Source organism: Paracoccus caeni (assembly GCF_016629665.1).
GTDB lineage: Bacteria > Pseudomonadota > Alphaproteobacteria > Rhodobacterales > Rhodobacteraceae > Paracoccus > Paracoccus caeni.
Genome location: NZ_JAEPRQ010000002.1, coordinates 528181 through 547022 on the forward strand (window position 1 = coordinate 528181; position 18842 = coordinate 547022).

Here is an 18842-nt window from a genome sequence, read left to right on the forward strand (position 1 = left end):
GATTATTTCCCGTCCATCGCGGCCTCATTAATGCCGCCTTCGGCAAGGGCCGTCATATGCTTGTCGCCGCTGCGGGTGTGATCAAGACAATCTTGCAGCACCGCCGCATCCTCGTCAAAGCCAAGGCGATTGGCGAAGGTGCGGACGCAGCCGTAACCGGCAATCGCGTAATGGGCCATGCGCTGATATTGGGTAATGATCGCGGCGTCCTGCGCGTCCTCATCTGCAAACTCGGTCTCAAGCGCGTGCTTTTTGGCCTCGAACAGGATGCCTTCCATCCCCCGGCAATGCTCGCCGGTGGGGTCGATGTCATGGCGGCTGCAAATCTCGGCCAGCGCCTCCATGCCGCGGGCGATGCCCTGATTGCCGGAGATAAGCGCCTCGGCCAGTTCCTTCGACTTGGCGGCACCGCCAAGCGCGGTCACGACAGGCATCGACTGACGACAGGCAGAATAGAGGTCTTTGAGCTGGTCCAGATAAAGGTCTTCAAGATTTTTAACGGGCATCGTCCTCTCCATCACGCTGCGACAGGGGCATTTGTCAGGCCAGGCCCTGCGCTGGTGCATTCCCAACAACTGAACGCCAAGGTGCGTTTTGCGTTCCCGGTCCCCCGGCCGGGTTGCGAAGTATTAATCCGGCGCCAAAGCGGACGCCGGGGCAGGCTTGACAGCGGCAACATCGTCGGGCAGCAAGTGCGGCCGGGCATCAGACATAACTCAAACCATTGGTGACACCATGTTCGCGTGGTTCGAACGACGCATTGATCCCTATCCCCTTGAATCGCCCGGCATGCCGCCACGCACACTGGGCCGGTTCCTTCTTCATTACAGCCGGGGCGCGCTGCCTTGGCTGATCCTGCTGTGCCTGTGTTCCTCGATCATCGCGCTGATCGAGGTGGCTCTGTTCGGCTGGCTTGGCAGCGTCATCGACGAGCTGTCGCAAACACCGCGCGAAGAGTTCTGGGCGACGCATAGCGCGTGGCTTGGAATGATGGCCGTGGTGCTGCTGGTGGTGCTGCCGGTCCTTAACACGCTGGCCTCGTTCATCCTGCACCAGTCGCTGATGGGGAATTTCCCGCAGCGCATCCGCTGGCAGGCGCATCGCTATCTGATCCGCCAGTCGATCGGCTATTTTCAGGACGAATTTGCCGGCCGGATCGCGCAGCGGCTGATGCAAACGGCGCTGGCCGTGCGCGAGGTGATGATGAAGGTCATGGATGTGGGCAGCTATGTCCTCATCTACTTCATCGGCGCGCTGGTGCTGGCGGGCAGTCAGGACTGGCGGCTGGCGCTGCCCTTCCTTGCATGGGCCGTAGCTTACGGCATCATGCTGTGGCAGATCGTGCCGCGTCTGGGCCGGGTGGCGCAGGCGCAGGCCGATGCACGTTCGCAGATGACCGGACGGGTGGTGGACAGCTACACCAATATCGCGACGGTCAAGCTGTTCTCGCATTCCGCGCGGGAAGAGGCGTGGATGAAGGAAGGCATGGACGGCTTCCTGAAAACCGTTCACGCCCAGATGCGGCTGAGCAGCGTTCAGGACATCACGCTGAACATCATCAACGTGGCGCTGGTGGCATCGGTCACCGGGCTGGGCCTTTGGCTGTGGTCGCATGGAATGATCGCGGTCGGTGCAGTGGCGGTGGCGGTTCCGCTGGCGATGCGGCTGAACAATATGGCGCATTGGATCATGTGGGAATTCGCCGCCCTGTTCGAGAATATCGGCACGGTGCGGGACGGGATTTCAAGCCTTGCCCTGCCGCGCGAGGTTCGCGACGTGCCGGGTGCGAAGCCGCTGGTCCGTGGTCCGGGTGACGTGCGCTTTGACAATGTCACCTTCCGCTATCGCGGGGTCGAGGGCGCGCGTCCGATGGCGGTGCTGGATGATCTGACGCTGCATATCAAACCAGGCGAAAGGGTCGGTCTGGTCGGCCGGTCAGGCGCGGGGAAATCCACGCTGGTCAATCTGCTGCTACGTTTCCACGATATCGAGGGCGGGCGCATCTCGATCGACGGGCAGGATGTCAGTCAGGTCACGCAGGACAGTCTGCGGGCGGCGATTGGCGTGGTGACGCAGGACAGCTCGCTTCTGCATCGCTCGGTCCGGGACAACATCGCCTATGGGCGTCCCGATGCCAGCGACGATCAGATCGCCCATGCCCTGAAGATGGCCGAGGCGCATGGTTTCGTGCCGGGGCTGTCCGACAGCTATGGCCGACGCGGGCTTGAGGCGCATGTGGGCGAGCGTGGCGTGAAGCTGTCCGGTGGTCAGCGGCAACGGATCGCCATTGCCCGGGTGGCGCTGAAGGATGCGCCGATTCTGGTGCTGGACGAGGCGACAAGTGCGCTGGACAGCGAAGTCGAGGCCGCAATTCAGTCGCGGCTGGAGGCGCTGATGCAGGGCAAGACGGTGATCGCGATTGCGCATCGGCTGTCCACCATTGCCGCGATGGACCGGCTGATCGTCATGGATGAGGGCCGGATCATCGAAGAGGGCAGCCACGCCCAGTTGCTGGCACGCGGCGGTCTGTATGAGCGCCTGTGGAGCCGTCAATCGGGTGGCTTCCTGCTGACCGACGGCGCGGCCTGACCACAAAAGCCGCAGGGTTTGAAAAAATCCTGCGGCAAATCAGGCGGTTTGGGCTAGGTCTTGCAAAAGTCCAGCCAAGTGAGCGCCAGATGCCCGATTCGACCCCTCCCGGTGACCCGACCATCCGCACCATCGCCATGCCCGCCGATACCAATCCGGCAGGCGACATCTTTGGCGGCTGGCTGATGAGCCAGATGGACCTTGCCGCAGGGACCGTCGCGGCGCTGACCGCACGGGGCCGGGCATCGACAGTGGCGGTCGAGGGGATGAAGTTTCACCGCCCGGTCAAGGTCGGGGACGAGGTCTCGCTTTACGCCGATCTAAGCCATGTCGGACGAAGCTCGATGCGGATCCATGTCGAGGCGTGGCGCAGGCCGCGCGACAGCGACGTCAGCATGCAGGTGACCGAGGCGACCTTCACCTTTGTCGCGCTGGACGAGAATGGCGCGGCGCGGCCTGTTCGGGGCTGAGGCAACCGGGCGGGCGTCGCAATCGGTATTTTTGCAACGAAGAAGCGGCGGGCGTGATCTGGCCCCAAAACGAAAAAGGCCGGGCGAAGCGGATGCTTGCCCGGCCTTTCGGAATGCGAAGCGATCAGGCCAGAGCCAGATTGGTCGCCGATTCGCGGCCGTCGCGGCCTTTTTCAACGTCGAAGGTCACGGCCTGACCGTCGTTCAGACGGTTGATGCCTGCACGCTCGACTGCCGAGATGTGAACGAAAATGTCACGGCCGCCGGTTTCCGGGGCGATAAAGCCGTAGCCTTTTTCGGTGTTGAACCATTTCACGGTGCCATTAGCCATCGTGTCTTCTCCTGATTTGTGCTGTCCGCAGAATGCGACAGCCCGGCCGGTCAGTTCTCAAAGCAGACTGTGGCAATAAGAGCAGACAGATAGCAGATGGAAGCAACGTAGCACCGATTGGCTAACACGATCCCGACCGGCCCGCAAGAGATCGTGAGGTGCGGTGTCAACAATCGGCGGAACCATGAATACGCGAATTTCGGGGTCGTGAATGGATCACCGTTTCACCGCTTGACGCCACCCGGCGCAGCCCATATCAGAGCCGCACCGCAGGGGTATAGCTCAGTTGGTAGAGCATCGGTCTCCAAAACCGAGGGTCGTGGGTTCGAGTCCCCCTGCCCCTGCCATTGATAACATTGAATTATTTCGACTCGCGCCACCGAACAGCTATGGGCAGTTGGGAGCGCAGTTGGGAATTTATGTTCTCGATTCGTGTTGAACACGCTTCATCATCGCGCTTTCTGCCAGTCCGCCATCGCGCTTCAGATAGTGCGCATCGAGGATCATCTCGACATCCTTGAGGGAGTGGCCGGTGATCGTCGCAATCTCGGCTGTGCTGCATCCCGCAAGGGCTAATCGAGTCACCGATGTGCCCCGTGTGTCGTGGAATGTCGGCCCCTTGATTCCCGGGCCGATGATCCCCGCGGCAACGCAGGCCTTGCGCCACGTGGTCCTGAAGCCGTCTCCGGTCCAGGGCTTACCCTCTTCGTTGGTCATGATCGTCACGGCCCGCTTGGGCGTGCTGTCCAGAACATCCTTCAGCGGTGCGCCGATCGGGATAGTTACCCGCCGCCCACCTTTGTTCTGGCGTAGCCGGATATGAGTGCCGTCATAGGCCTTCCATGTGAGCCTAAGCAGGTCGCCCTGACGCTGCCCAGTCCATACCCCGAGCATGTATCCAAGCCAGACGCGTTTGGGTGCGACCTCTTTCAGGGCCGTTTCTGCGTCAGTATCCCAGATGATTTCGGCGCGCCCGGATTTGTAGAGCTTGCCCGGTTTCTCGCAGGGATTGCAGGTGATGCGGCCCCGGTCCTTCGCCCAAGCAAGAATCGCCGCCATTGTCGCGAAGATATAATCCGCCTGCCTCCGAGATGTTTTCGCCATACCGTCGCGCCAGTCTAGCATATCGCCTCGAGTGGCAGGATCCGGCAGCGCCACCAATGGCAGTGTGCCGTACTTGCCTTCGATCGCGCGAATATTGCGGATGTAATCCTTCTTGGTCCGGTCGGCCAAGTCGATGAACTTCGGGCTGTCCTGATAGGCATTGATGATTGCCTGCAACGTGCCCTCTCGCGGCGGCACTCGTTGCCTGGTCGCTTTGTTATAGGCGTCCATAAATGCAGCGTCGCCGGGTTTGCCCGGCAGCCGGGGCCCGCCCTTCCATGCATAGAAGTAGGTTACCCGCGACCCGTCGGCCAGCCTCTTGCTGACGCGATTAATGCCCTTTAGCCGCACGTGCATCCTGTTCTGCCTTCCACTTTTGGAACGGCGTAAGGTTATCCGATTCCCCGGAACTGTCATGGTGGATTATGATTGTGCCATTGGGCTCGATCAGCGTCCGTGTAATCGGCAGACCGCAGGCCTGCGCTCCCTTGATCGCGCGAGACACATCCGCCTGCGTGAAGCTCGATTTCCTGTTGGCCATCAGAAAAGCTCCCTTTGATCCTCGGCAATTGCCGCCGTCTGTGCGACCCCTGCCCTCTCCATCCACTGGCCGAATGCGCCGGCGAGCGCGGCTTTTGCCGCCTCGGCAGACTTCGCCTCGCCGCGCTGTTCGGTGACGTAACACCACCACGTCGCCCGGCCGTCCCCGAGGGGATAGACCGCGCCGATCTTCGCAGCACGGCTGAGGGCATGGATTCGCCCGGTCGGGGGCTCAGGCTGGTCGAAGATCAGGTGCGCAATCATAACGCGATCTCGAATTTATCGGTCTGGTTGCCCCAGATATCGCGGCCTTCCCACGGCTCGCGCGCGAACAGCTCGCATCCCCAGACTTCAGGCAGCAACTTGTCGATCATCTGCCGCATCTCGGGTGGTTTGCGGCTATGCTCGCGGCGGATACCTTCGATCGCATCAGGGATTGCCTCGGGCGCAACGATCAGGTTGCGCTGGCCCTTGTCCCTAATTTTGGGCTGGCCGATTTTGCCGACGATGAACGGCTCGGTTGCGGAACGCAGGCAATAGCCGGTGCCCATGTTTACGTTCCAGTGCCGGGTCCGTTTGGTCCAGCTGCCACCTGTCACGTATTTGAAGTCCCACGCCCTCATGACCTCCAGCGCCGCTGGCAGATGCGGCCACGTCGACCACATGAACAGCAGGCAATCTGGTCCGGCCAGATGCGCCACCGGCAACGCTGCGATCGCCTCGGTCGGCATGGTGGCATATTGTGCCTCGGGGGATTTTGCATAGCCCGCGTCGGAACGCATCTCATAGGCCCACGGTGGGTCCGCAAGGATTACGCCATATTTCATCTGGGTTAGGTTGGTGAAGGGCCAGTCATCGTGGATCATCGCTTGCCCTTTCGGGTTTCGCGAACCCTGTGCTCCAGCTTGGTGACCGCCATAATCGTCGGCTTCAGCTCATCCGGGGCGGCATCGTAATTCCGTCCGAAGCGCCCGTTCAGGCGAGGCAGCATCGCTTGCGGGATCAGTTCCCAGTTTGATGGGTCGCAGTTTATCTTGTTGCCGTCCAAGCACTTCAGCACGTGCCCCGGGGGGATCGGCCCGTTTGCCTTCTCCCAAAGATAGCGGTGCTTGTGGACAGGTCTGGTCGCAGCGCCTGTCCAGGGATTGGTTTCATCGACGATCATCACGACATAGCCGTCCTTGCTGTCGATCCGCTCATGACCGGCGCCGCGATGGTTGTGCGGCATGTTTCCGGGCTTGAAGGCGGTGGCGAGACACTTCGCCTTGACTTCAGGCGCCATAGGCTTGCCCTTGTTCAGCGGCACCTGACCCTTGGCAAAACACCCGGTGCGTCCAGTCATCCAGCCCCTCCGTTTGCAGAGCGCCTTGAAGTTGTTGAGCGACACGTCATCACGTTCGAAGCGGGCGCAGAACATGGCATGCAGTTCTCGGCGCGGCATTTCCTTGCGCGCTTCGATCCACGACAACTCATCGTCGTGATACGTGATCGCCCGGCCCTTCACTCTGGTTTCGCCAGCATTGGCAGATGGTTCAGAAAGCGATCGCCATGGTCAGCGACCAGCTTGCATGCGCGCAAAGACAGATCGGCGTTGCGCATGATCTGATCCGAGATTGACACGATGGCATCCGCACGCTTGGCCTCTTGTTCGATCTGCTCCAGGGACAGCCCCTCATCCGAGAGGCGCTCGAGCTGCGCGAACAGATGATTGTTCAGATCGGTGAGCTTGTTTTTCATCTTCATATTCCTTGCGTTTTCCTAAGCCGGCGCATGCGGGCGACCCCGTTCCGTTAGTCGCTAGAGAGCGCTGATGCGCGGAATCGATCAGCTGGATGAGCCGCGGGCCATCAGCACCACCCCGACTTGTCTTTGCCACGCAGGCGTTCGGCATCCGCAGTTGCCTCCGGCAGCAGCTTGAACAGCAGCAGCACCGCCAGCGCCGCGCACATCGCAACCAGCGATTCCGGCACTGACACAGGCATGAGCTGGACCGCCGCCGGTGTCTCGTTGATCAGTTGGCCGTCGCCGGGGAAGATGAACCGCAGCAGCTCGAGCGGATCAACGTGATCGGTGCCGTAGAAAACCGGCGGCATCTTCCCGGTCATCGGCGTGTCGTCGATCGCGCAAGCGCTGGCCGTGTCCATCACCGGCCGAAAGCCGGTACCGGGGATCCAACAGGGATAATTCGGGGTGCAGATCAGGGGCGTCATGGCGCACCCTGCTCATCAAGGTGTGCATTGATCTGCGCAATCGCCTCTTCGACCGTGTTTGCCTCGCCATGCCCTTCGGTTTCGTCATTGAACCAGACGAACGGCGTACTGGGCACGTCGAGCCGTACGATCTCGACCCCACGATGAACGATCGGCGCGTTCATAGAAGCACCCAGAGAGCGGCGATGGTGGCAACGGTCGCTACAATCGCCATCAGGACATCGCGCCCGCGCGTCGATTGCAGCGGCGTCGGCTCGACGAAATCATAGACCGGCACATCGATTGGATGGGCGGGCTGTTCGGGGGGAAGGTTTTCGTGACGGGTCATCGGCCTGTACTTTGAAGGGATGGCCGGGGCGCGGGAGGTGACAACTCGGGACAGCCTTTCATCAGCTGATGCGCCCCGGCACCGGCGCGACCACCGCGCCGGGTCTCTGTGGTCAGGCCGCGCCGATTTCGGGCACGCCCATCATCAAGGGAACTGAGGTGCGCTCATGTGCGCTGCGCATCGCCTCTCGCGCGGCATCGCGGAGGGCAACGTCGGGGTTGTAGAGTGTGACGATGAATTTCACCTCTGACCCAGCCTTGCGGTAGCGGAACCGCGCAGCCAGCCGATACAGCGCGCCTTCCTCGAAAACAGGGATTGCGATCATGAACAGGTTGGGCAGTTTTAAAGGTTGCCCATCGGGATCGCGATGCTCGGTGAGGAACTGGACATGTGCTTCGCCGGTGTCCCGGTTGGTCGAGACATTCAGATGCCCAACCTCATGCGCCTTGAATTCACGAGAAAGCATGTTCAGCGCCGCATACTGACCGAAGCGACCTTGCACCTTTGCCGCGATCTCGATCATGCGGATTTCCCACTGTTCGGCAGAATCCGTGTTGTTGCCGAGCAGTGCGGGCGTAGGATCAAGAAAATCCTTGGCGTTCTCTTCGATGAACTCGCCAAAAACATCCTTGTCCAATGCTTTTCCGCTGATCGCGGTCCAGCGCTTCCACTCTTCTGATACCGGGAAGTGGTAGGTGCCCGTATGGCGACCGTAGCTGGCCGTCGGATCGCCATTCAGAGGATCGACCGTAGACGCGCCCTCGCCGTGATAGTCGATCACCGTCGTCAGTTTCGGTGTCGGTGTGATCTGTCCGAACAATGCAGTTGCGTCGCTCTTAAATCGGTTGGTCCAGTCGATCAGGCTGTCGAGATCGTGGAGCGTTGCCTTGCCCGTGCGCTGCAGCGGCACAAGCGCCTCTCGCGCGTCGCGATGTTGCTTGGTTAGATCGTGGAGCTTGATGCCCTCAGGGGCGGCGATGATATACGGGACTTGCGGCTTTTCGTCGCTCGGTGTCTCGACATACTGGAAATCACCAACGCGACCGAGCTCGGCAATGATGGTTTCTGCGATATTCTTGGGTGCTTCGGTTGTCACTGTCGTTTCTCCTTACTCGGCGGTGCGCAGTTCGCGCTTTCCGCCCACATCGCGGATCTCCATCCGGCTTTGTGCGGGGTTGTGGGTGGTCAGGGCGCCGCTGCCGGTGATCCAGCCAACAGCTTTGTGCTTAGGCGGCTTCGGGCCGACGATCTTGTCTTCGATCGACATCTCGACCTGACCAAACCGATCCAGTTTCATGTCGATGGTGATCGTGATTTTGCCCTTCGCGCCGGTCGCGAAATCCTGCGCGAACTGGCGCATCTCGACGTGGTTAGCCTCGATCCGTTCGAGCAGATCGGGGAGGTAATCGCCGTTGTCGGCGAGAGACAGCATCTGATCGAGGCTGCGAAGTTCGGGCGGACGTCCGGCTGTATCGTCCATGATTGTTCCTTTCGGTAAAAAGAGAAAAAGCCCGCGACCTACAGGCGACTGAGAGGTCGCGGGCCAGTTGGGGTGCGATGCAGGAAACGGCACCCTTGCTGGCAGCACGAGGCGAGCTACCAGCCCACAGCGGTGCGCAGTGCGCTGCCGCCGATCTGAATGGCATGGGCCGCGAAGGACGGCGCGGTGTTGATAACGACCGTGATCAGCGCGAGCTGGGCGGCCCGAAGACAAATGATCTGTGAAGACACGACAGAAAGCCCTCCTTTCGCTCGTTTCGATACGAACTCATAACTTCGCAATATGCGTGGCGTCAAGATAAATACTTCGCATATTGCGTAGCCTTGTGGTGAAGACGCGATTCGCGGCTCCTGCCACTGGCCTTGGTCAGTGCGTAAGACTGGGTCACGCGGAAGGAGTTGACGGACAACCAAGGTTATCCACAGATTCGCCGTGCGATGAAGTTGGGGGTGTCAAGTCAAGGCGTTGCCTGCGGCGCGATGTTCCGCTTACGTTCGCCTAAAGGTTGCTGCTGGGAGGGAACTATGACTGACGAGAGGCTACTTGAAGCAATGAAGGCCGCGCGGGCGGAAACAGGTTTGCCGCTCGACTTCTGGGCGGATTTAACAGACGGCCTCCCCTATAGCTTTGCCACGATCCTATGCGGGAGATCGTCTATTTTCCCGAAATACATGAACTCAAGGGTGAGCCCATGAGCCTTCCGTATCTTCTTTGCCGCTTCGAGGCTAAGCGGACGAATGGCGTTTTCGAAGGGGCCGTATGTGTTTTCACTCATGCCCGCACGCTCCGCGAATGACCGCTTTGTGAGTTCAAGCGCCTCGCGAGCCGCCTTAAGGCGTGCTGCCACAGCGTTTATGTCGTCGCCCAACTCTTCAAGCATTTGGTGCCCTCTCTCACAGGGCGGATCATAGCTTCGCGATATGCGAAGTTAACTGACCGAAATGCGTGTTGACGATAGCTGCGCAATATGCGTAGTTTCTGGCATGGAAAGGTTCTCTCATATTTGGCCGTCTGTTGCAGCGCTCGCTGCCGATCTTGGCCTCCCTTACACAACCGTCCACTCTTGGGGCGTGCGGGGTCGCATCCCCGCAGATCGATTTATCGAGTTGATGGAGGCGGCACGTCGGCGCGGTCATTCGCTCAGCCTTGAAGATTTAGTGCAGCCTATGCGGCCTCGGTCTTCTGAGGACGCGGCATGAACCACCATGCCGCGCCCTCCTTTGAAGCCCCACCGTTTCACTCTGCATGTGATCAATATGGGGCATGTTCGATGAAAAATCTTTCACAACAGAAGGCTAGCGCCGACGCGGAGCGCAAGGGGATGGCCGAGCTGATTTGGCGGACGTTTCGCGCGCCGTCGCAGGCAGAGGTCGCGCGACGCACCGCCGACTATCTGCGTGATGAGGTGCCGGATCGGACGGTGACCGAACGGACCGTCATCAACTGGCTGCAATGCCGCCACGACATGCCCCATTGGGCTGCGCGCCGGATCCAGTCCTATGCCGAGGCGGTCGAACGCCTCGCCCGTCGGATCGAGGGGTGACGCATGTGGGTCGTCCAGACGGTTGTCATCCTCCCCTGCTTTACCGTGGTGCGGCTCGCCCGCGCCGTGGTGATCCGGCTGAAAAAAAGGGTGAAAAATTCTTCAGAGAGGGCTCGAAAGTGAACGTATGCGGAGCGCTATTGTGCTGATCGAGCCCAGATTCGACCATATTGATCCCCAATCCTGCCGCGCCATGTGGTGCAACGTCCTTTCGTTTGCGTGGGAAGATGCACTGGACCCGCCGCGTGTCTTGAACTGGCGGCAAGTAAATGAAACGCGCAAATGGTTCGGCAGCCCTGATTTCTTCAGGGTCTGCCAGTGGGCCGGTGTTGACGCCGATGATTTTCTGTCCCGCTATCAGGCGGCATTGGATTCCACCGCGGCCTACCGTTCGCATCGCAGAACGGGGATCGCCGCATGACGGATACCGTCGAATTCTGGGCTTATCCGCTGCAATATGGTGATCGGCTGAAGGGGTACGACTGGATGCCGCTTTACGTCGACCGGCTCTTGTCGTCGCATTTCGTTGCTTCTGCGATCCACGCGGGCCGGCGGCAGGATATCGGGACGGCGCTGCTGCTTTGGGCGGCGAGCATGCGAGAAGATCCCGCAGGCACCTTACCAGACAATGACATCGACCTCGCCCAAGCAGCGCGGTTCGGCGCCGATGTCGAACAGTGGCGCGAAGCGCGCGAGGGCGCGCTTTATGGCTGGCGCCCTGTCCATATCGACAATGCCCCTGCCGGTGCCAAGCCCCGCCTCGGGCATCCGGTTATTGCTGAGATCGTGCGCGATCAGTTCACGCGCAAGCGGGGCCGCGAGCGCGGGCGTGAGGTCGCCGCCTGGGCGACGATGAAATCGAGGATACGGGCGAAGCTCAAGGAAGGCGTTGGCACCAAGCGCATCGCCGAAAATGAGTTCGCTGTCGAGCAGATCGGTGAATGGCTTCGAGACAACAATCTCTACGTGACCACGGAAAACGTCCGGGTTGCCGCAGGGACGGTGTTGGGAACGCCGAAGGTTGTTTCGATGAATGGAGGGGATGTCTGACCGCTTTCCGGCACTGATGTAAGCAACTGTAATCCTGCTGAAATCAACTGAAATGAACTGTAATGATTACAGTTGATGGCAGTAATATTTCAGCACGTTTTCAGCACCTCAACTGTAATTGCCCTACAGGAAAGGTACATAACATCACACCGACAAAGACACAGACATAGACATCCTTAAGAGGCGCGCCCGCACGGTTGCGCCGGTTGAGAGGTCGGCAGGCTGAGAAAAGGGAATGATGGCAATGTCGGGTGTGAATGCAGAAGCGAAGGCGCGGGTTGAGGCGCTGCTGCTGGAACCGCTTGCGGGGCTGAAGCGCAAGCGCGGACGCGGCGCCGAGGATCATGACAAGGCGATGGAGCGGTTGCGCTGTGATCTCGCCTATATGACCGATGACGAATTGCGCGGCATGGTCGAGTTGATCACCGCGCACGCTGTCTCGACCAAGGGCGTCTGGCCGGATGAAGGCCTGATCCGGGTCTGGGCATTTGACCTGCGCAAGCCGCCGGCGCGCGAGGCCACATATCCGCCCAGCCTGATGCGGTCGGAAATGGGCGACCGGGCCGTCGCCGAGGGCTGGGCGATCGAGCTTTATGCCGTGGCCAAGCGATATGGCCCCCCTCCCCCGCCCCGCTACATGCAGGGGAAGCTGAAAGAGGAAGCCGCGAACAACGCGCACCGGGTGCGGGTGATCGAACAGAACCGCGCCGCCGGGCGGGCAACAGATGACGAACTGGCGTGGTTGCGCCGCCGTGATGCGGACATGGCAGAGATCCATGCCATCCGGGCTGAAAAAAGGGAGAGTGCAGCATGAACGAACAGAGCAGGACGGTTTTCGATGGTTCAGCCGGTGCGCTGCGGCTCGCAGCAGAACAGATGCGCCTTGCTGCCCTCATCGCCAGATCGACGCCCGCCGCCGGTTGCGGGCCTGCCATCCCGATCGCGCCGGCCCGCGGACCGGCTCGGGTGGTGACGCCGAAGGTGGTTATGCCCGACCCAAATCGAAGACTGGATACAAGATCGAGGAAACGGGCTGGCGCGGCTTTCAGGCGGCGCAGGCTATGGACATCTTCGACGATCTCGACCGCCGCGCCGCCAAGCTCAAGGATGCCGATGGCAGGCCGTCCCAATCGCCGTTCACCAAAGGACAGGTGAATATCGCCCGCCTTTACCGGGATCTGGTCGAACGGCACGATGCAGGTGGCATGAAACTGGCCAGTCTTGAGGGCCGCACCGGCGGCAGCGGATCAGCCGGACGGGATTTCATGGACGCCTATGTGGCAGAGGGGCGCGCAATCCAGAGGTTGCGCGAGGCAATCGGCGGTGGTGTTGCGCTGGAGGTGCGCCGCGTCCGTCGATCTGCCCGAGGTGGGGAATGCGCGCGCCTGATCCACGATCGTGTGCTGGTCGATGCGATTTGCTTGCATGGGAAGAGCTTCCGTGACGTGCTTGACGAACATGGGTGGTCAGACGCGGGTCCGAACATCAAAGCTCTCATACCGGCGCTCAGCGCGGCACTGGATCGGATGCAGGGTTACGGGTGAAATTTTCTTCAGAATGCTGCTTGCGCGCTTATATCGCACGGGCGTATATTTCTATCCATCATCAAGACGTGCGCCCGCTAGGATCATCCCTCGCGGGCGCACGTCGTTTTATCTCGAGCAATGCTCCCCTGTTCCACATCCAATTTCGGTCGGTGTCAAAAACACTCCGACACCTAACCCCATGGCTCCGCCTCCCAAGATGCTGCCAACCTTGCTGCCGATCCGTTCCCCAAACACCTTACCGGCGTAATATCCGACGGTTGGTCCGGCGGCGCGGCGCGCCACAGCCGTAACTGCCTTCTTCGAAACCTTTCCTGCTGTAGATGAACCGGAAGAGTCTGTCGCATCAGAACTGTCCGCTTCGTCGAAGAACGACTCCGCATAGGACTGCGTGTCCATTTCACTAAGCGACTGCGCACGCATCTCCGCTTGATCGCGAAGCATCGCGTGGCATCCACCACAGTTTTGGTTAGAACCTGCGGAATGTGTCGGTGTGGCAAATGCGAGAATGAGCAGGCTAGTCCAAATTCGTTTCATCAGATTGACCTCCTTGATCGCTTTCCGTGAAGTGGACCAACGAGTTCGATTCGAGGGAAGTAACTCTCCCGTCATAGCTAGATGGCGACAGGCGTCAGTTGCGAAGATACATCGCATGCCACAATGACCGTCGCGCCCATCAGATCGGATACTGGAGGACGCTGCAGACGTGCGCCCGCTGAGATCAACTCTCGCGGGTTTTCATCGTTTCAGGCGTCAGGCCTGCCGGCGCGGGCTCGGCGTCATCGTACCGGTCTGAAACTCTAGCCGCTCTAGCAGCGCCTTATATCGCGAATTGTGGCTGTAAGGTCGAAGCGCATCCAAGATCATGTCCCACTCTTCTGGCGACAAAGCGGGACTAAACGTGGCTCTAATAAACTGCTGCGTCATGGCGTTACTCCGGGGTGGAAGCACAACCTATGGGCATTGTCGTCGTTGCCCCAGAGGGCAATGATACCTACTCGCGACCTGTCCAGTTCTGCTTAAGATGTGCGCCCGCAGGGTTCTTTACCTTTCGGGCGCACATCACCTGATCAGGTGCCGCTATTTCTTCTTGGCACTCTTCGCAGCATTCACCGCTGTCACTGCGAGTGCGGTCAGCTTGTTGTTTGCGGCCTTCTCTTCGTCGAGGATGGACGTCAGCAGCGTATGGGCCTCGTCGTGTCCCAGCTCTTTCGCCCATTCGCGCAGCGTCCCATAGCGGGCGATCTCGTAATGCTCGACCGCCTGGGCCGCGCCGATCAGCGCAACGTCGAGCGCGTGACCCGACGCCTCTTCGATTAGGCCATCGGCTTCCTTGATAAGACCGTCCATGGCATCGCACTTTTCGCCCTTCGCCTCCTGGCCGAGCGACTTGAATACCGCCTCAAGGGTCTTGATGTGGCCCTTGGTTTCTTTGAGATGATCGTCGATGGCATTCTTAAGTTCCGCGTTGTTCACGGATTTGGAAACTTTCGGCAACGCTTTGGAAAGGGCGTTCTCGGCCCAGTAGACATCTTGCAGGGTGTGATCGAATGCATCTTGCAGGGTTTTCATGCCTTGCTCTCCTCCGGTGTTTTCCCTCGTCGCAACTGGCGATCAAACGTCGCCTTCGGTCACACCGTTCCGTTCAGATGCTCACGTCAGAGGGGAAGCTGCCGCAGCCCCCGGCAGGCGCGCAGGTGGAAGGCCTACATCCTGTAGAGGTGGACCATGCTCAAAATCTCCGTCCGAGATCAGGATGTGCAGAAAGCGTTGCGCCACCTCAGCGAGCGCGATGCCAAGGTTGCGATCACCTGGGCTTTGAACGACGCCGCCGCCGACGTGCTCCAGCACGTTCAGGACCGGATGGATGAGGTATTTGACCGCCCAACCCGGTTCACGAAAAACGCCTTCACCATTCGCGGCGCGCGGCCATCAAAGCTTGAGGCCGAGGTGATGGAGCGCCCGACGGTGGGCAAGCGCCATTACCTCAAGACACAGGAATTCGGCGGACCGCGCGGGCAGACGGGACTGGAAGGCTTGCTGAGTGCGCGTCTTGCCTATGATGGACACATTCAGGCTGCGGTACCTGCATCCGGCGCAAAGCTCGATGCCTTCGGCAACTGGTCCACGGGCGAGCGCAATCAGGCGCTGTCGGCAGTCCAGTCTCAGCGGGACAAAACCGCCAACACAACCGACACATCGCGCAAGCGCAACCGCAAGCGCGCCGGGTTCTTCGTGCCGCGCGCCGGTTCGAAACTGTCGCCCGGCATCTGGAGGCGGAACCCGGATGGCTCGATCCAGAAGGTGCTGCACTTCACGTCGGTCGCGCCGGTCTATCGCGAGCGCCTTGGGTTCTTCGACGGGGCTGCCGAGGTCTATGCCGACCGGCTGCCGGGTCACCTGCGTCGGACCCTCGCCAAGATGGTCGAGCGCCGGGCGGCCAAGGCCTGAGGGATCGATGCGGGTCCTTCCCCGCAAGTGATCTGTCGGGGGTCATTCGCGCCCCGATGTTCGCAACTTTTATGGGAATTTTCTGCGCTAGGAGATGGGGTTGTTGTTGGGGTCTGGCATGTCTGAACATGATGACCCGCCGCAGCTGCTGCCGGTCGAGGTGGATGACGATCTGGCGCAGATGCTGCGCCGGTTCCCTCTGCCGGAAACGGTTCTCGACGCGGATATGAACCAGGAAGAGATTGCCCGCGCGCTCGACGTGACGGTCAACACCATCTCGAAATGGATCCGCGATGGAATGCCGGTGGCGCAGGTTGGTGGCAATGGTCGCGCCTATATCCTGCGCCTGTCGCATTGCTGGGCGTGGCGGATGGCGCGCGAGGCCGACACCGAGCAGCGCAACCGGCACAACGAGAACCAGATCAGCCTGTTGCGGGCGGAAGCGCTCGGGGTCACGGTCGGGGATCAGGCCGCGCAGCTGTCGGCGCGCGAGCGCCGCGAACTGGCCGAAGCCGATATGCGCTGGTCGGAAGCTCAGTTGCGCCGCGGCAAGCTCGCGCCTGTCGCCGATCTGATCGACCTGCTGGAAAGCATCGGCAAGATCGTCCGCGATGGTCTTGAGGGGATGCCCGATCGTCTGGAACGCGAACTGGACCTCAATGCTGTCCAGGTGGCGGCGGTGGATCAGATCGCGAAGGATATTCTGACGGCGATCGCAGACCGGATCGAAGAGGAAGAGCTTGGTGACGTTGCCGATGTCGATCTCGGCGCAAGGCTCTTGATCTGATCATGGGCGTGATGATGGACCGCTTCGAGCCGTTGCCGCCCTATGCGGATCCTCGGGTCGCCCTGAAACAGGCTTTGCCTGCGTGGCGCCCGGCGCAGCGCATCAGCGTCACCGAGGCCGCTGAAAAATACATGCGTGTCAACGTGTCAGGGCAATGGCAGCCGTTCCGACGCGATGTTACACCCTACATGGTCGAGCCGACCGATATGATCGCCTCGCGGTCCTATCGTGGATTGTCGTTTTGCGGCCCATCGCAATCCGGCAAGACGCAGATGCTGCAATCGGCGATCGCCTACATGATTACCGCTGATCCGGGTCGGGTCGCGCTGTTCCAGATGACGCGCGAGGCCGCGGCGGAGTTCGAACGCAACAAGATCGCACCTATGGTGCGCAACAGCCCAGAGTTGCGCAACAGACAGGCGCATGGTCGGGGCGCCGATAATATCTATCACAAGCTGTTCACCGGCGGGACGCAGCTCACCCTCGACTGGCCGACCATCACCAAGATGAGCTCGGCCACCATCCGCATGGTTCTGGGAACCGACTACGACCACTTCCCGGAAAGCATAGATGGCGAGGGCGACGGCTATTCGCTGATGCGGGCACGGGCGCGAACCTACCTGTCGCGCGGCATGGTGGTTGTTGAAAGCAGCCCCGGCGCTCCGCTGAAGGACGAATCGTGGCGGCCGGTTTCGCCGCATGACTGCCCGCCGGTCGAATATGGCGTCTTGTCGCTCTATCCGCTCGGCACGCGTGGTCGCTGGTACTGGCCGTGCCCGAACTGCGAAGCCGAGTTCGAGCCGACCTTCAAGCGTTTGAAGTATCCGAAGGATGCTGACCCGATGGAGGCCGGGGAAGCGGCAAAGATGATCTGTCCGCATTGTGGGTTCGGGTTCGGGCACGATCTGAAGCGTGAGCTGAACTCGGCTGGCCGCTGGCTGCATGAAAGCCGCGAGATGGATGACCGGGGTTTGCCCAAGCTGGTGCCGATCGACAGCGGCATCGTGCGCAAGACCGATATGCTGAGCTACTGGCTGGACGGCGCGGCGGCGGCGTTCGCCTCGTGGCGCGAGCTGGTCACGACCTATGAACAGGCGGTCGAGACGTTTGAGACCACCGGCGACGAAGAGAAGCTGAAAACGGCGATGAACACGGGACAGGCGCAGCCCTATTTCCCGCGTTCTGCGGATTCGGGTCTGGAGGTGACCGTGCAGGGCTTGAGGGACAAGGCGCGCGGCCTCGATCTGCCAAAGGGGATTGCGCCCAGCTGGGCGCGGTACCTGACCATCTCGGTCGACGTGCAGGGCACCCGCTTCGATGTCGGCGTGACCGCATGGGGCGAGAACGGTCAGCACATGCCGATCGACAGGTTCGACATCTTCACCCTGCCGGGCGGGGATCCGACGCGGATGCTGAAACCATTCGAGACCGCCGAGGATTGGGCCGCGCTCGTGCCGATGGCCGAACGGTCCTGGCCGATTGCCGGGACAGAGGCGCGGATGAAGGCGGTGGCGATCGGCGTTGACCTTCACGGCGGCGGCGCCACGACAGACAACGCCTATCGGTTCTACCGCGGTCGCAAGAAGGCCGGACAGCGTGATCTGTGGCACCTGACTCGAGGCGAAGGGGGGCTGAAACATCGCGACCGGGTCTGGAAGAAAGCACCGGAAAGCGCGAGCCAGCGCAGCAGGCGGCGGCGGGTCGCCAAGGATATCGAGATCCTGTTCATGGCAACGGATCGGCTGAAGGATGCTGTGATGGCGTCGCTCCGCGCCGAGGCAGGCACAATCAATTCCTGCCTGATCCCGGAATGGATGGGCGACGATCACCTGACCGAGATGACGGCTGAGCGCCGCGGGACCAAAGGCTGGGAAAAGCGACCGGGTATGGTACGCAACGAAAGCCTCGATCATCTGGTGCAGGCGCGCGCCATGCATATCATCCGGGGCGGCGAGAAGATCGATTGGATGCAGCCGGCAGCTTGGGCCAGTTGGGATGCGCGAAACAGTTTCCTGATCCTCGCATCGAACGAGGAGGCTTCCGAGACCGAGGCACAGGACGTTGATCCAGTCTCAGATTCGGAACCCACCGTGAACGAACCTCGGAACCCACCGGTTCAGGATCAGAGCGGCCCGCCACGCCGCCAACGGCAGGCGGGCTGGCTAGGAAACAGGAGAGGAAAATGGCTGTGAAAGCACCCTGGACGATCGAACAGTATCAGACGCTGGTCATGATGATCGCCAAGGGTGTTACCAGTCTTGAGGTCAACGGCGAGAAGGTCACCTATCGCAGCCTCGATGAAATGATGCGCCTTGAGCGCAGAATGGCGCGGGACCTTGGTCTCGTTGCCACACCGCGCCGCCAGTATCCGGCCTTCCGCAAGGGATAATCCTG

The 18842-nt window shown here is 60.9% G+C and carries 27 protein-coding genes and 1 tRNA gene; 12 read left to right on the top strand and 16 right to left on the bottom strand.

Going from position 1 to position 18842, the window contains the following annotated elements; all coding sequences use genetic code 11:
* Positions 1–2: 2 nt before the first annotated feature.
* On the bottom strand, positions 3–506 hold the full coding sequence (locus JJJ17_RS09210; RefSeq protein WP_200685650.1) for a DUF892 family protein: 504 nt from the start codon (positions 504–506) through the stop codon (positions 3–5).
* 229 nt (positions 507–735) lie between these two features.
* Here JJJ17_RS09210 and JJJ17_RS09215 point away from each other — a divergent pair, with 229 nt between their 5' ends.
* On the top strand, positions 736–2589 hold the full coding sequence (locus JJJ17_RS09215) for an ABC transporter ATP-binding protein (RefSeq protein ID WP_200685652.1): 1854 nt from the start codon (positions 736–738) through the stop codon (positions 2587–2589).
* Between the two features lie 89 nt (positions 2590–2678).
* The gene (locus tag JJJ17_RS09220; protein WP_200685654.1) at positions 2679–3059 is read left to right on the top strand and encodes an acyl-CoA thioesterase; all 381 of its coding nucleotides are present in this window, start codon (positions 2679–2681) and stop codon (positions 3057–3059) included.
* 124 nt (positions 3060–3183) lie between these two features.
* Here JJJ17_RS09220 and JJJ17_RS09225 read toward each other — a convergent pair whose 3' ends face one another.
* Complete coding sequence (locus JJJ17_RS09225; protein WP_200685656.1) at positions 3184–3390, bottom strand: cold-shock protein; 207 nt, start codon at positions 3388–3390, stop codon at positions 3184–3186.
* Between the two features lie 271 nt (positions 3391–3661).
* Between JJJ17_RS09225 and JJJ17_RS09230 the strand changes: the two genes are divergently transcribed.
* Positions 3662–3737, top strand: a tRNA-Trp gene (locus JJJ17_RS09230).
* A 70-nt stretch (positions 3738–3807) separates the two neighbouring features.
* Here the strand turns inward: JJJ17_RS09230 and JJJ17_RS09235 are convergent.
* The 12 genes from JJJ17_RS09235 to JJJ17_RS09290 all read right to left on the bottom strand — a co-directional run bounded on the left by JJJ17_RS09235 (position 3808) and on the right by JJJ17_RS09290 (position 9953).
* Positions 3808–4851 (bottom strand): tyrosine-type recombinase/integrase, encoded by a 1044-nt coding sequence (locus tag JJJ17_RS09235; RefSeq protein ID WP_200685658.1) that lies wholly within the window; start codon positions 4849–4851, stop codon positions 3808–3810.
* Positions 4826–5035, bottom strand: coding sequence for a hypothetical protein (locus JJJ17_RS09240; protein ID WP_200685660.1), 210 nt, complete (start codon positions 5033–5035; stop codon positions 4826–4828). The genes JJJ17_RS09235 and JJJ17_RS09240 overlap by 26 nt, the downstream gene beginning before the upstream one ends.
* On the bottom strand, positions 5035–5298 hold the full coding sequence (locus tag JJJ17_RS09245; RefSeq protein ID WP_200685662.1) for a hypothetical protein: 264 nt from the start codon (positions 5296–5298) through the stop codon (positions 5035–5037). Before JJJ17_RS09245 ends, JJJ17_RS09240 begins: the two co-directional genes overlap by 1 nt.
* Positions 5295–5900, bottom strand: coding sequence for an MT-A70 family methyltransferase (locus JJJ17_RS09250; RefSeq protein ID WP_200685664.1), 606 nt, complete (start codon positions 5898–5900; stop codon positions 5295–5297). Before JJJ17_RS09250 ends, JJJ17_RS09245 begins: the two co-directional genes overlap by 4 nt.
* Positions 5897–6538: an HNH endonuclease signature motif containing protein gene (locus JJJ17_RS09255; RefSeq protein WP_200685666.1), complete on the bottom strand. Its 642-nt coding sequence runs from the start codon at positions 6536–6538 to the stop codon at positions 5897–5899. The genes JJJ17_RS09250 and JJJ17_RS09255 overlap by 4 nt, the downstream gene beginning before the upstream one ends.
* Positions 6535–6771, bottom strand: coding sequence for a hypothetical protein (locus JJJ17_RS09260; RefSeq protein ID WP_200685668.1), 237 nt, complete (start codon positions 6769–6771; stop codon positions 6535–6537). The genes JJJ17_RS09255 and JJJ17_RS09260 overlap by 4 nt, the downstream gene beginning before the upstream one ends.
* 110 nt (positions 6772–6881) lie before the next feature.
* The gene (locus JJJ17_RS09265) at positions 6882–7244 is read right to left on the bottom strand and encodes a hypothetical protein (protein WP_200685670.1); all 363 of its coding nucleotides are present in this window, start codon (positions 7242–7244) and stop codon (positions 6882–6884) included.
* The gene (locus JJJ17_RS09270; RefSeq protein ID WP_200685672.1) at positions 7241–7408 is read right to left on the bottom strand and encodes a hypothetical protein; all 168 of its coding nucleotides are present in this window, start codon (positions 7406–7408) and stop codon (positions 7241–7243) included. Before JJJ17_RS09270 ends, JJJ17_RS09265 begins: the two co-directional genes overlap by 4 nt.
* Positions 7405–7572 (bottom strand): hypothetical protein, encoded by a 168-nt coding sequence (locus JJJ17_RS09275; RefSeq protein WP_200685674.1) that lies wholly within the window; start codon positions 7570–7572, stop codon positions 7405–7407. The genes JJJ17_RS09270 and JJJ17_RS09275 overlap by 4 nt, the downstream gene beginning before the upstream one ends.
* A gap of 112 nt (positions 7573–7684) precedes the next feature.
* The gene (locus JJJ17_RS09280; protein ID WP_200685676.1) at positions 7685–8668 is read right to left on the bottom strand and encodes a DUF2303 family protein; all 984 of its coding nucleotides are present in this window, start codon (positions 8666–8668) and stop codon (positions 7685–7687) included.
* A gap of 12 nt (positions 8669–8680) precedes the next feature.
* Entirely contained in the window at positions 8681–9052 is a 372-nt protein-coding gene (locus JJJ17_RS09285; RefSeq protein WP_200685678.1) for a hypothetical protein, read from the bottom strand.
* Between the two features lie 640 nt (positions 9053–9692).
* Positions 9693–9953 carry a helix-turn-helix domain-containing protein gene (locus tag JJJ17_RS09290; protein WP_200685680.1) on the bottom strand — a complete coding sequence of 87 codons (261 nt, stop codon included), beginning with the start codon at positions 9951–9953 and terminating at the stop codon, positions 9693–9695.
* Between the two features lie 441 nt (positions 9954–10394).
* Here JJJ17_RS09290 and JJJ17_RS09295 point away from each other — a divergent pair, with 441 nt between their 5' ends.
* From JJJ17_RS09295 to JJJ17_RS09315, 5 genes are all read left to right on the top strand, one after another.
* Positions 10395–10616 carry a hypothetical protein gene (locus JJJ17_RS09295; protein ID WP_200685682.1) on the top strand — a complete coding sequence of 74 codons (222 nt, stop codon included), beginning with the start codon at positions 10395–10397 and terminating at the stop codon, positions 10614–10616.
* Positions 10617–10758: 142 nt separating this feature from the next.
* The gene (locus JJJ17_RS09300; protein WP_200685684.1) at positions 10759–11037 is read left to right on the top strand and encodes a hypothetical protein; all 279 of its coding nucleotides are present in this window, start codon (positions 10759–10761) and stop codon (positions 11035–11037) included.
* A complete protein-coding gene (locus JJJ17_RS09305) occupies positions 11034–11666 on the top strand; it encodes a DUF1376 domain-containing protein (RefSeq protein WP_200685686.1) in 633 nt (210 codons plus the stop codon). Before JJJ17_RS09300 ends, JJJ17_RS09305 begins: the two co-directional genes overlap by 4 nt.
* Positions 11667–11910: 244 nt before the next feature.
* The gene (locus JJJ17_RS09310; protein WP_200685688.1) at positions 11911–12480 is read left to right on the top strand and encodes a hypothetical protein; all 570 of its coding nucleotides are present in this window, start codon (positions 11911–11913) and stop codon (positions 12478–12480) included.
* 247 nt (positions 12481–12727) lie between these two features.
* Positions 12728–13210, top strand: coding sequence for a hypothetical protein (locus JJJ17_RS09315; RefSeq protein ID WP_200685690.1), 483 nt, complete (start codon positions 12728–12730; stop codon positions 13208–13210).
* A 108-nt stretch (positions 13211–13318) separates the two neighbouring features.
* On the opposite strand, the gene JJJ17_RS09320 is transcribed toward JJJ17_RS09315, so the two are convergent.
* Together JJJ17_RS09320 and JJJ17_RS09325 are read right to left on the bottom strand one after the other, a co-directional pair.
* Positions 13319–13747, bottom strand: coding sequence for a hypothetical protein (locus JJJ17_RS09320; protein ID WP_200685692.1), 429 nt, complete (start codon positions 13745–13747; stop codon positions 13319–13321).
* A 543-nt stretch (positions 13748–14290) separates the two neighbouring features.
* Complete coding sequence (locus tag JJJ17_RS09325; protein WP_200685694.1) at positions 14291–14782, bottom strand: YciE/YciF ferroxidase family protein; 492 nt, start codon at positions 14780–14782, stop codon at positions 14291–14293.
* A gap of 156 nt (positions 14783–14938) precedes the next feature.
* Between JJJ17_RS09325 and JJJ17_RS09330 the strand changes: the two genes are divergently transcribed.
* The 4 genes from JJJ17_RS09330 to JJJ17_RS09345 all read left to right on the top strand — a co-directional run bounded on the left by JJJ17_RS09330 (position 14939) and on the right by JJJ17_RS09345 (position 18837).
* The gene (locus JJJ17_RS09330) at positions 14939–15661 is read left to right on the top strand and encodes a hypothetical protein (RefSeq protein ID WP_200685696.1); all 723 of its coding nucleotides are present in this window, start codon (positions 14939–14941) and stop codon (positions 15659–15661) included.
* 118 nt (positions 15662–15779) lie between these two features.
* Positions 15780–16448 (top strand): terminase small subunit, encoded by a 669-nt coding sequence (locus tag JJJ17_RS09335; RefSeq protein ID WP_200685698.1) that lies wholly within the window; start codon positions 15780–15782, stop codon positions 16446–16448.
* 2 nt (positions 16449–16450) lie between these two features.
* The gene (locus JJJ17_RS09340) at positions 16451–18640 is read left to right on the top strand and encodes a phage terminase large subunit family protein (RefSeq protein ID WP_234463993.1); all 2190 of its coding nucleotides are present in this window, start codon (positions 16451–16453) and stop codon (positions 18638–18640) included.
* A complete protein-coding gene (locus JJJ17_RS09345; RefSeq protein WP_200685818.1) occupies positions 18631–18837 on the top strand; it encodes a phage head-tail joining protein in 207 nt (68 codons plus the stop codon). Before JJJ17_RS09340 ends, JJJ17_RS09345 begins: the two co-directional genes overlap by 10 nt.
* Positions 18838–18842: the final 5 nt, after the last annotated feature.

Coding starts and splice junctions, on each gene's coding strand:
- JJJ17_RS09210 (WP_200685650.1), bottom strand. CDS start 506: ATGCCCGTTAAAAATCTTGAAGACCTTTATCTGGACCAGCTCAAAGAC.
- JJJ17_RS09215 (WP_200685652.1), top strand. CDS start 736: ATGTTCGCGTGGTTCGAACGACGCATTGATCCCTATCCCCTTGAATCG.
- JJJ17_RS09220 (WP_200685654.1), top strand. CDS start 2,679: ATGCCCGATTCGACCCCTCCCGGTGACCCGACCATCCGCACCATCGCC.
- JJJ17_RS09225 (WP_200685656.1), bottom strand. CDS start 3,390: ATGGCTAATGGCACCGTGAAATGGTTCAACACCGAAAAAGGCTACGGC.
- JJJ17_RS09235 (WP_200685658.1), bottom strand. CDS start 4,851: ATGCACGTGCGGCTAAAGGGCATTAATCGCGTCAGCAAGAGGCTGGCC.
- JJJ17_RS09240 (WP_200685660.1), bottom strand. CDS start 5,035: ATGGCCAACAGGAAATCGAGCTTCACGCAGGCGGATGTGTCTCGCGCG.
- JJJ17_RS09245 (WP_200685662.1), bottom strand. CDS start 5,298: ATGATTGCGCACCTGATCTTCGACCAGCCTGAGCCCCCGACCGGGCGA.
- JJJ17_RS09250 (WP_200685664.1), bottom strand. CDS start 5,900: ATGATCCACGATGACTGGCCCTTCACCAACCTAACCCAGATGAAATAT.
- JJJ17_RS09260 (WP_200685668.1), bottom strand. CDS start 6,771: ATGAAAAACAAGCTCACCGATCTGAACAATCATCTGTTCGCGCAGCTC.
- JJJ17_RS09265 (WP_200685670.1), bottom strand. CDS start 7,244: ATGACGCCCCTGATCTGCACCCCGAATTATCCCTGTTGGATCCCCGGT.
- JJJ17_RS09270 (WP_200685672.1), bottom strand. CDS start 7,408: ATGAACGCGCCGATCGTTCATCGTGGGGTCGAGATCGTACGGCTCGAC.
- JJJ17_RS09275 (WP_200685674.1), bottom strand. CDS start 7,572: ATGACCCGTCACGAAAACCTTCCCCCCGAACAGCCCGCCCATCCAATC.
- JJJ17_RS09285 (WP_200685678.1), bottom strand. CDS start 9,052: ATGGACGATACAGCCGGACGTCCGCCCGAACTTCGCAGCCTCGATCAG.
- JJJ17_RS09290 (WP_200685680.1), bottom strand. CDS start 9,953: ATGCTTGAAGAGTTGGGCGACGACATAAACGCTGTGGCAGCACGCCTT.
- JJJ17_RS09295 (WP_200685682.1), top strand. CDS start 10,395: ATGGCCGAGCTGATTTGGCGGACGTTTCGCGCGCCGTCGCAGGCAGAG.
- JJJ17_RS09305 (WP_200685686.1), top strand. CDS start 11,034: ATGACGGATACCGTCGAATTCTGGGCTTATCCGCTGCAATATGGTGAT.
- JJJ17_RS09310 (WP_200685688.1), top strand. CDS start 11,911: ATGTCGGGTGTGAATGCAGAAGCGAAGGCGCGGGTTGAGGCGCTGCTG.
- JJJ17_RS09315 (WP_200685690.1), top strand. CDS start 12,728: ATGGACATCTTCGACGATCTCGACCGCCGCGCCGCCAAGCTCAAGGAT.
- JJJ17_RS09320 (WP_200685692.1), bottom strand. CDS start 13,747: ATGAAACGAATTTGGACTAGCCTGCTCATTCTCGCATTTGCCACACCG.
- JJJ17_RS09325 (WP_200685694.1), bottom strand. CDS start 14,782: ATGAAAACCCTGCAAGATGCATTCGATCACACCCTGCAAGATGTCTAC.
- JJJ17_RS09330 (WP_200685696.1), top strand. CDS start 14,939: ATGCTCAAAATCTCCGTCCGAGATCAGGATGTGCAGAAAGCGTTGCGC.
- JJJ17_RS09335 (WP_200685698.1), top strand. CDS start 15,780: ATGTCTGAACATGATGACCCGCCGCAGCTGCTGCCGGTCGAGGTGGAT.
- JJJ17_RS09340 (WP_234463993.1), top strand. CDS start 16,451: ATGGGCGTGATGATGGACCGCTTCGAGCCGTTGCCGCCCTATGCGGAT.
- JJJ17_RS09345 (WP_200685818.1), top strand. CDS start 18,631: ATGGCTGTGAAAGCACCCTGGACGATCGAACAGTATCAGACGCTGGTC.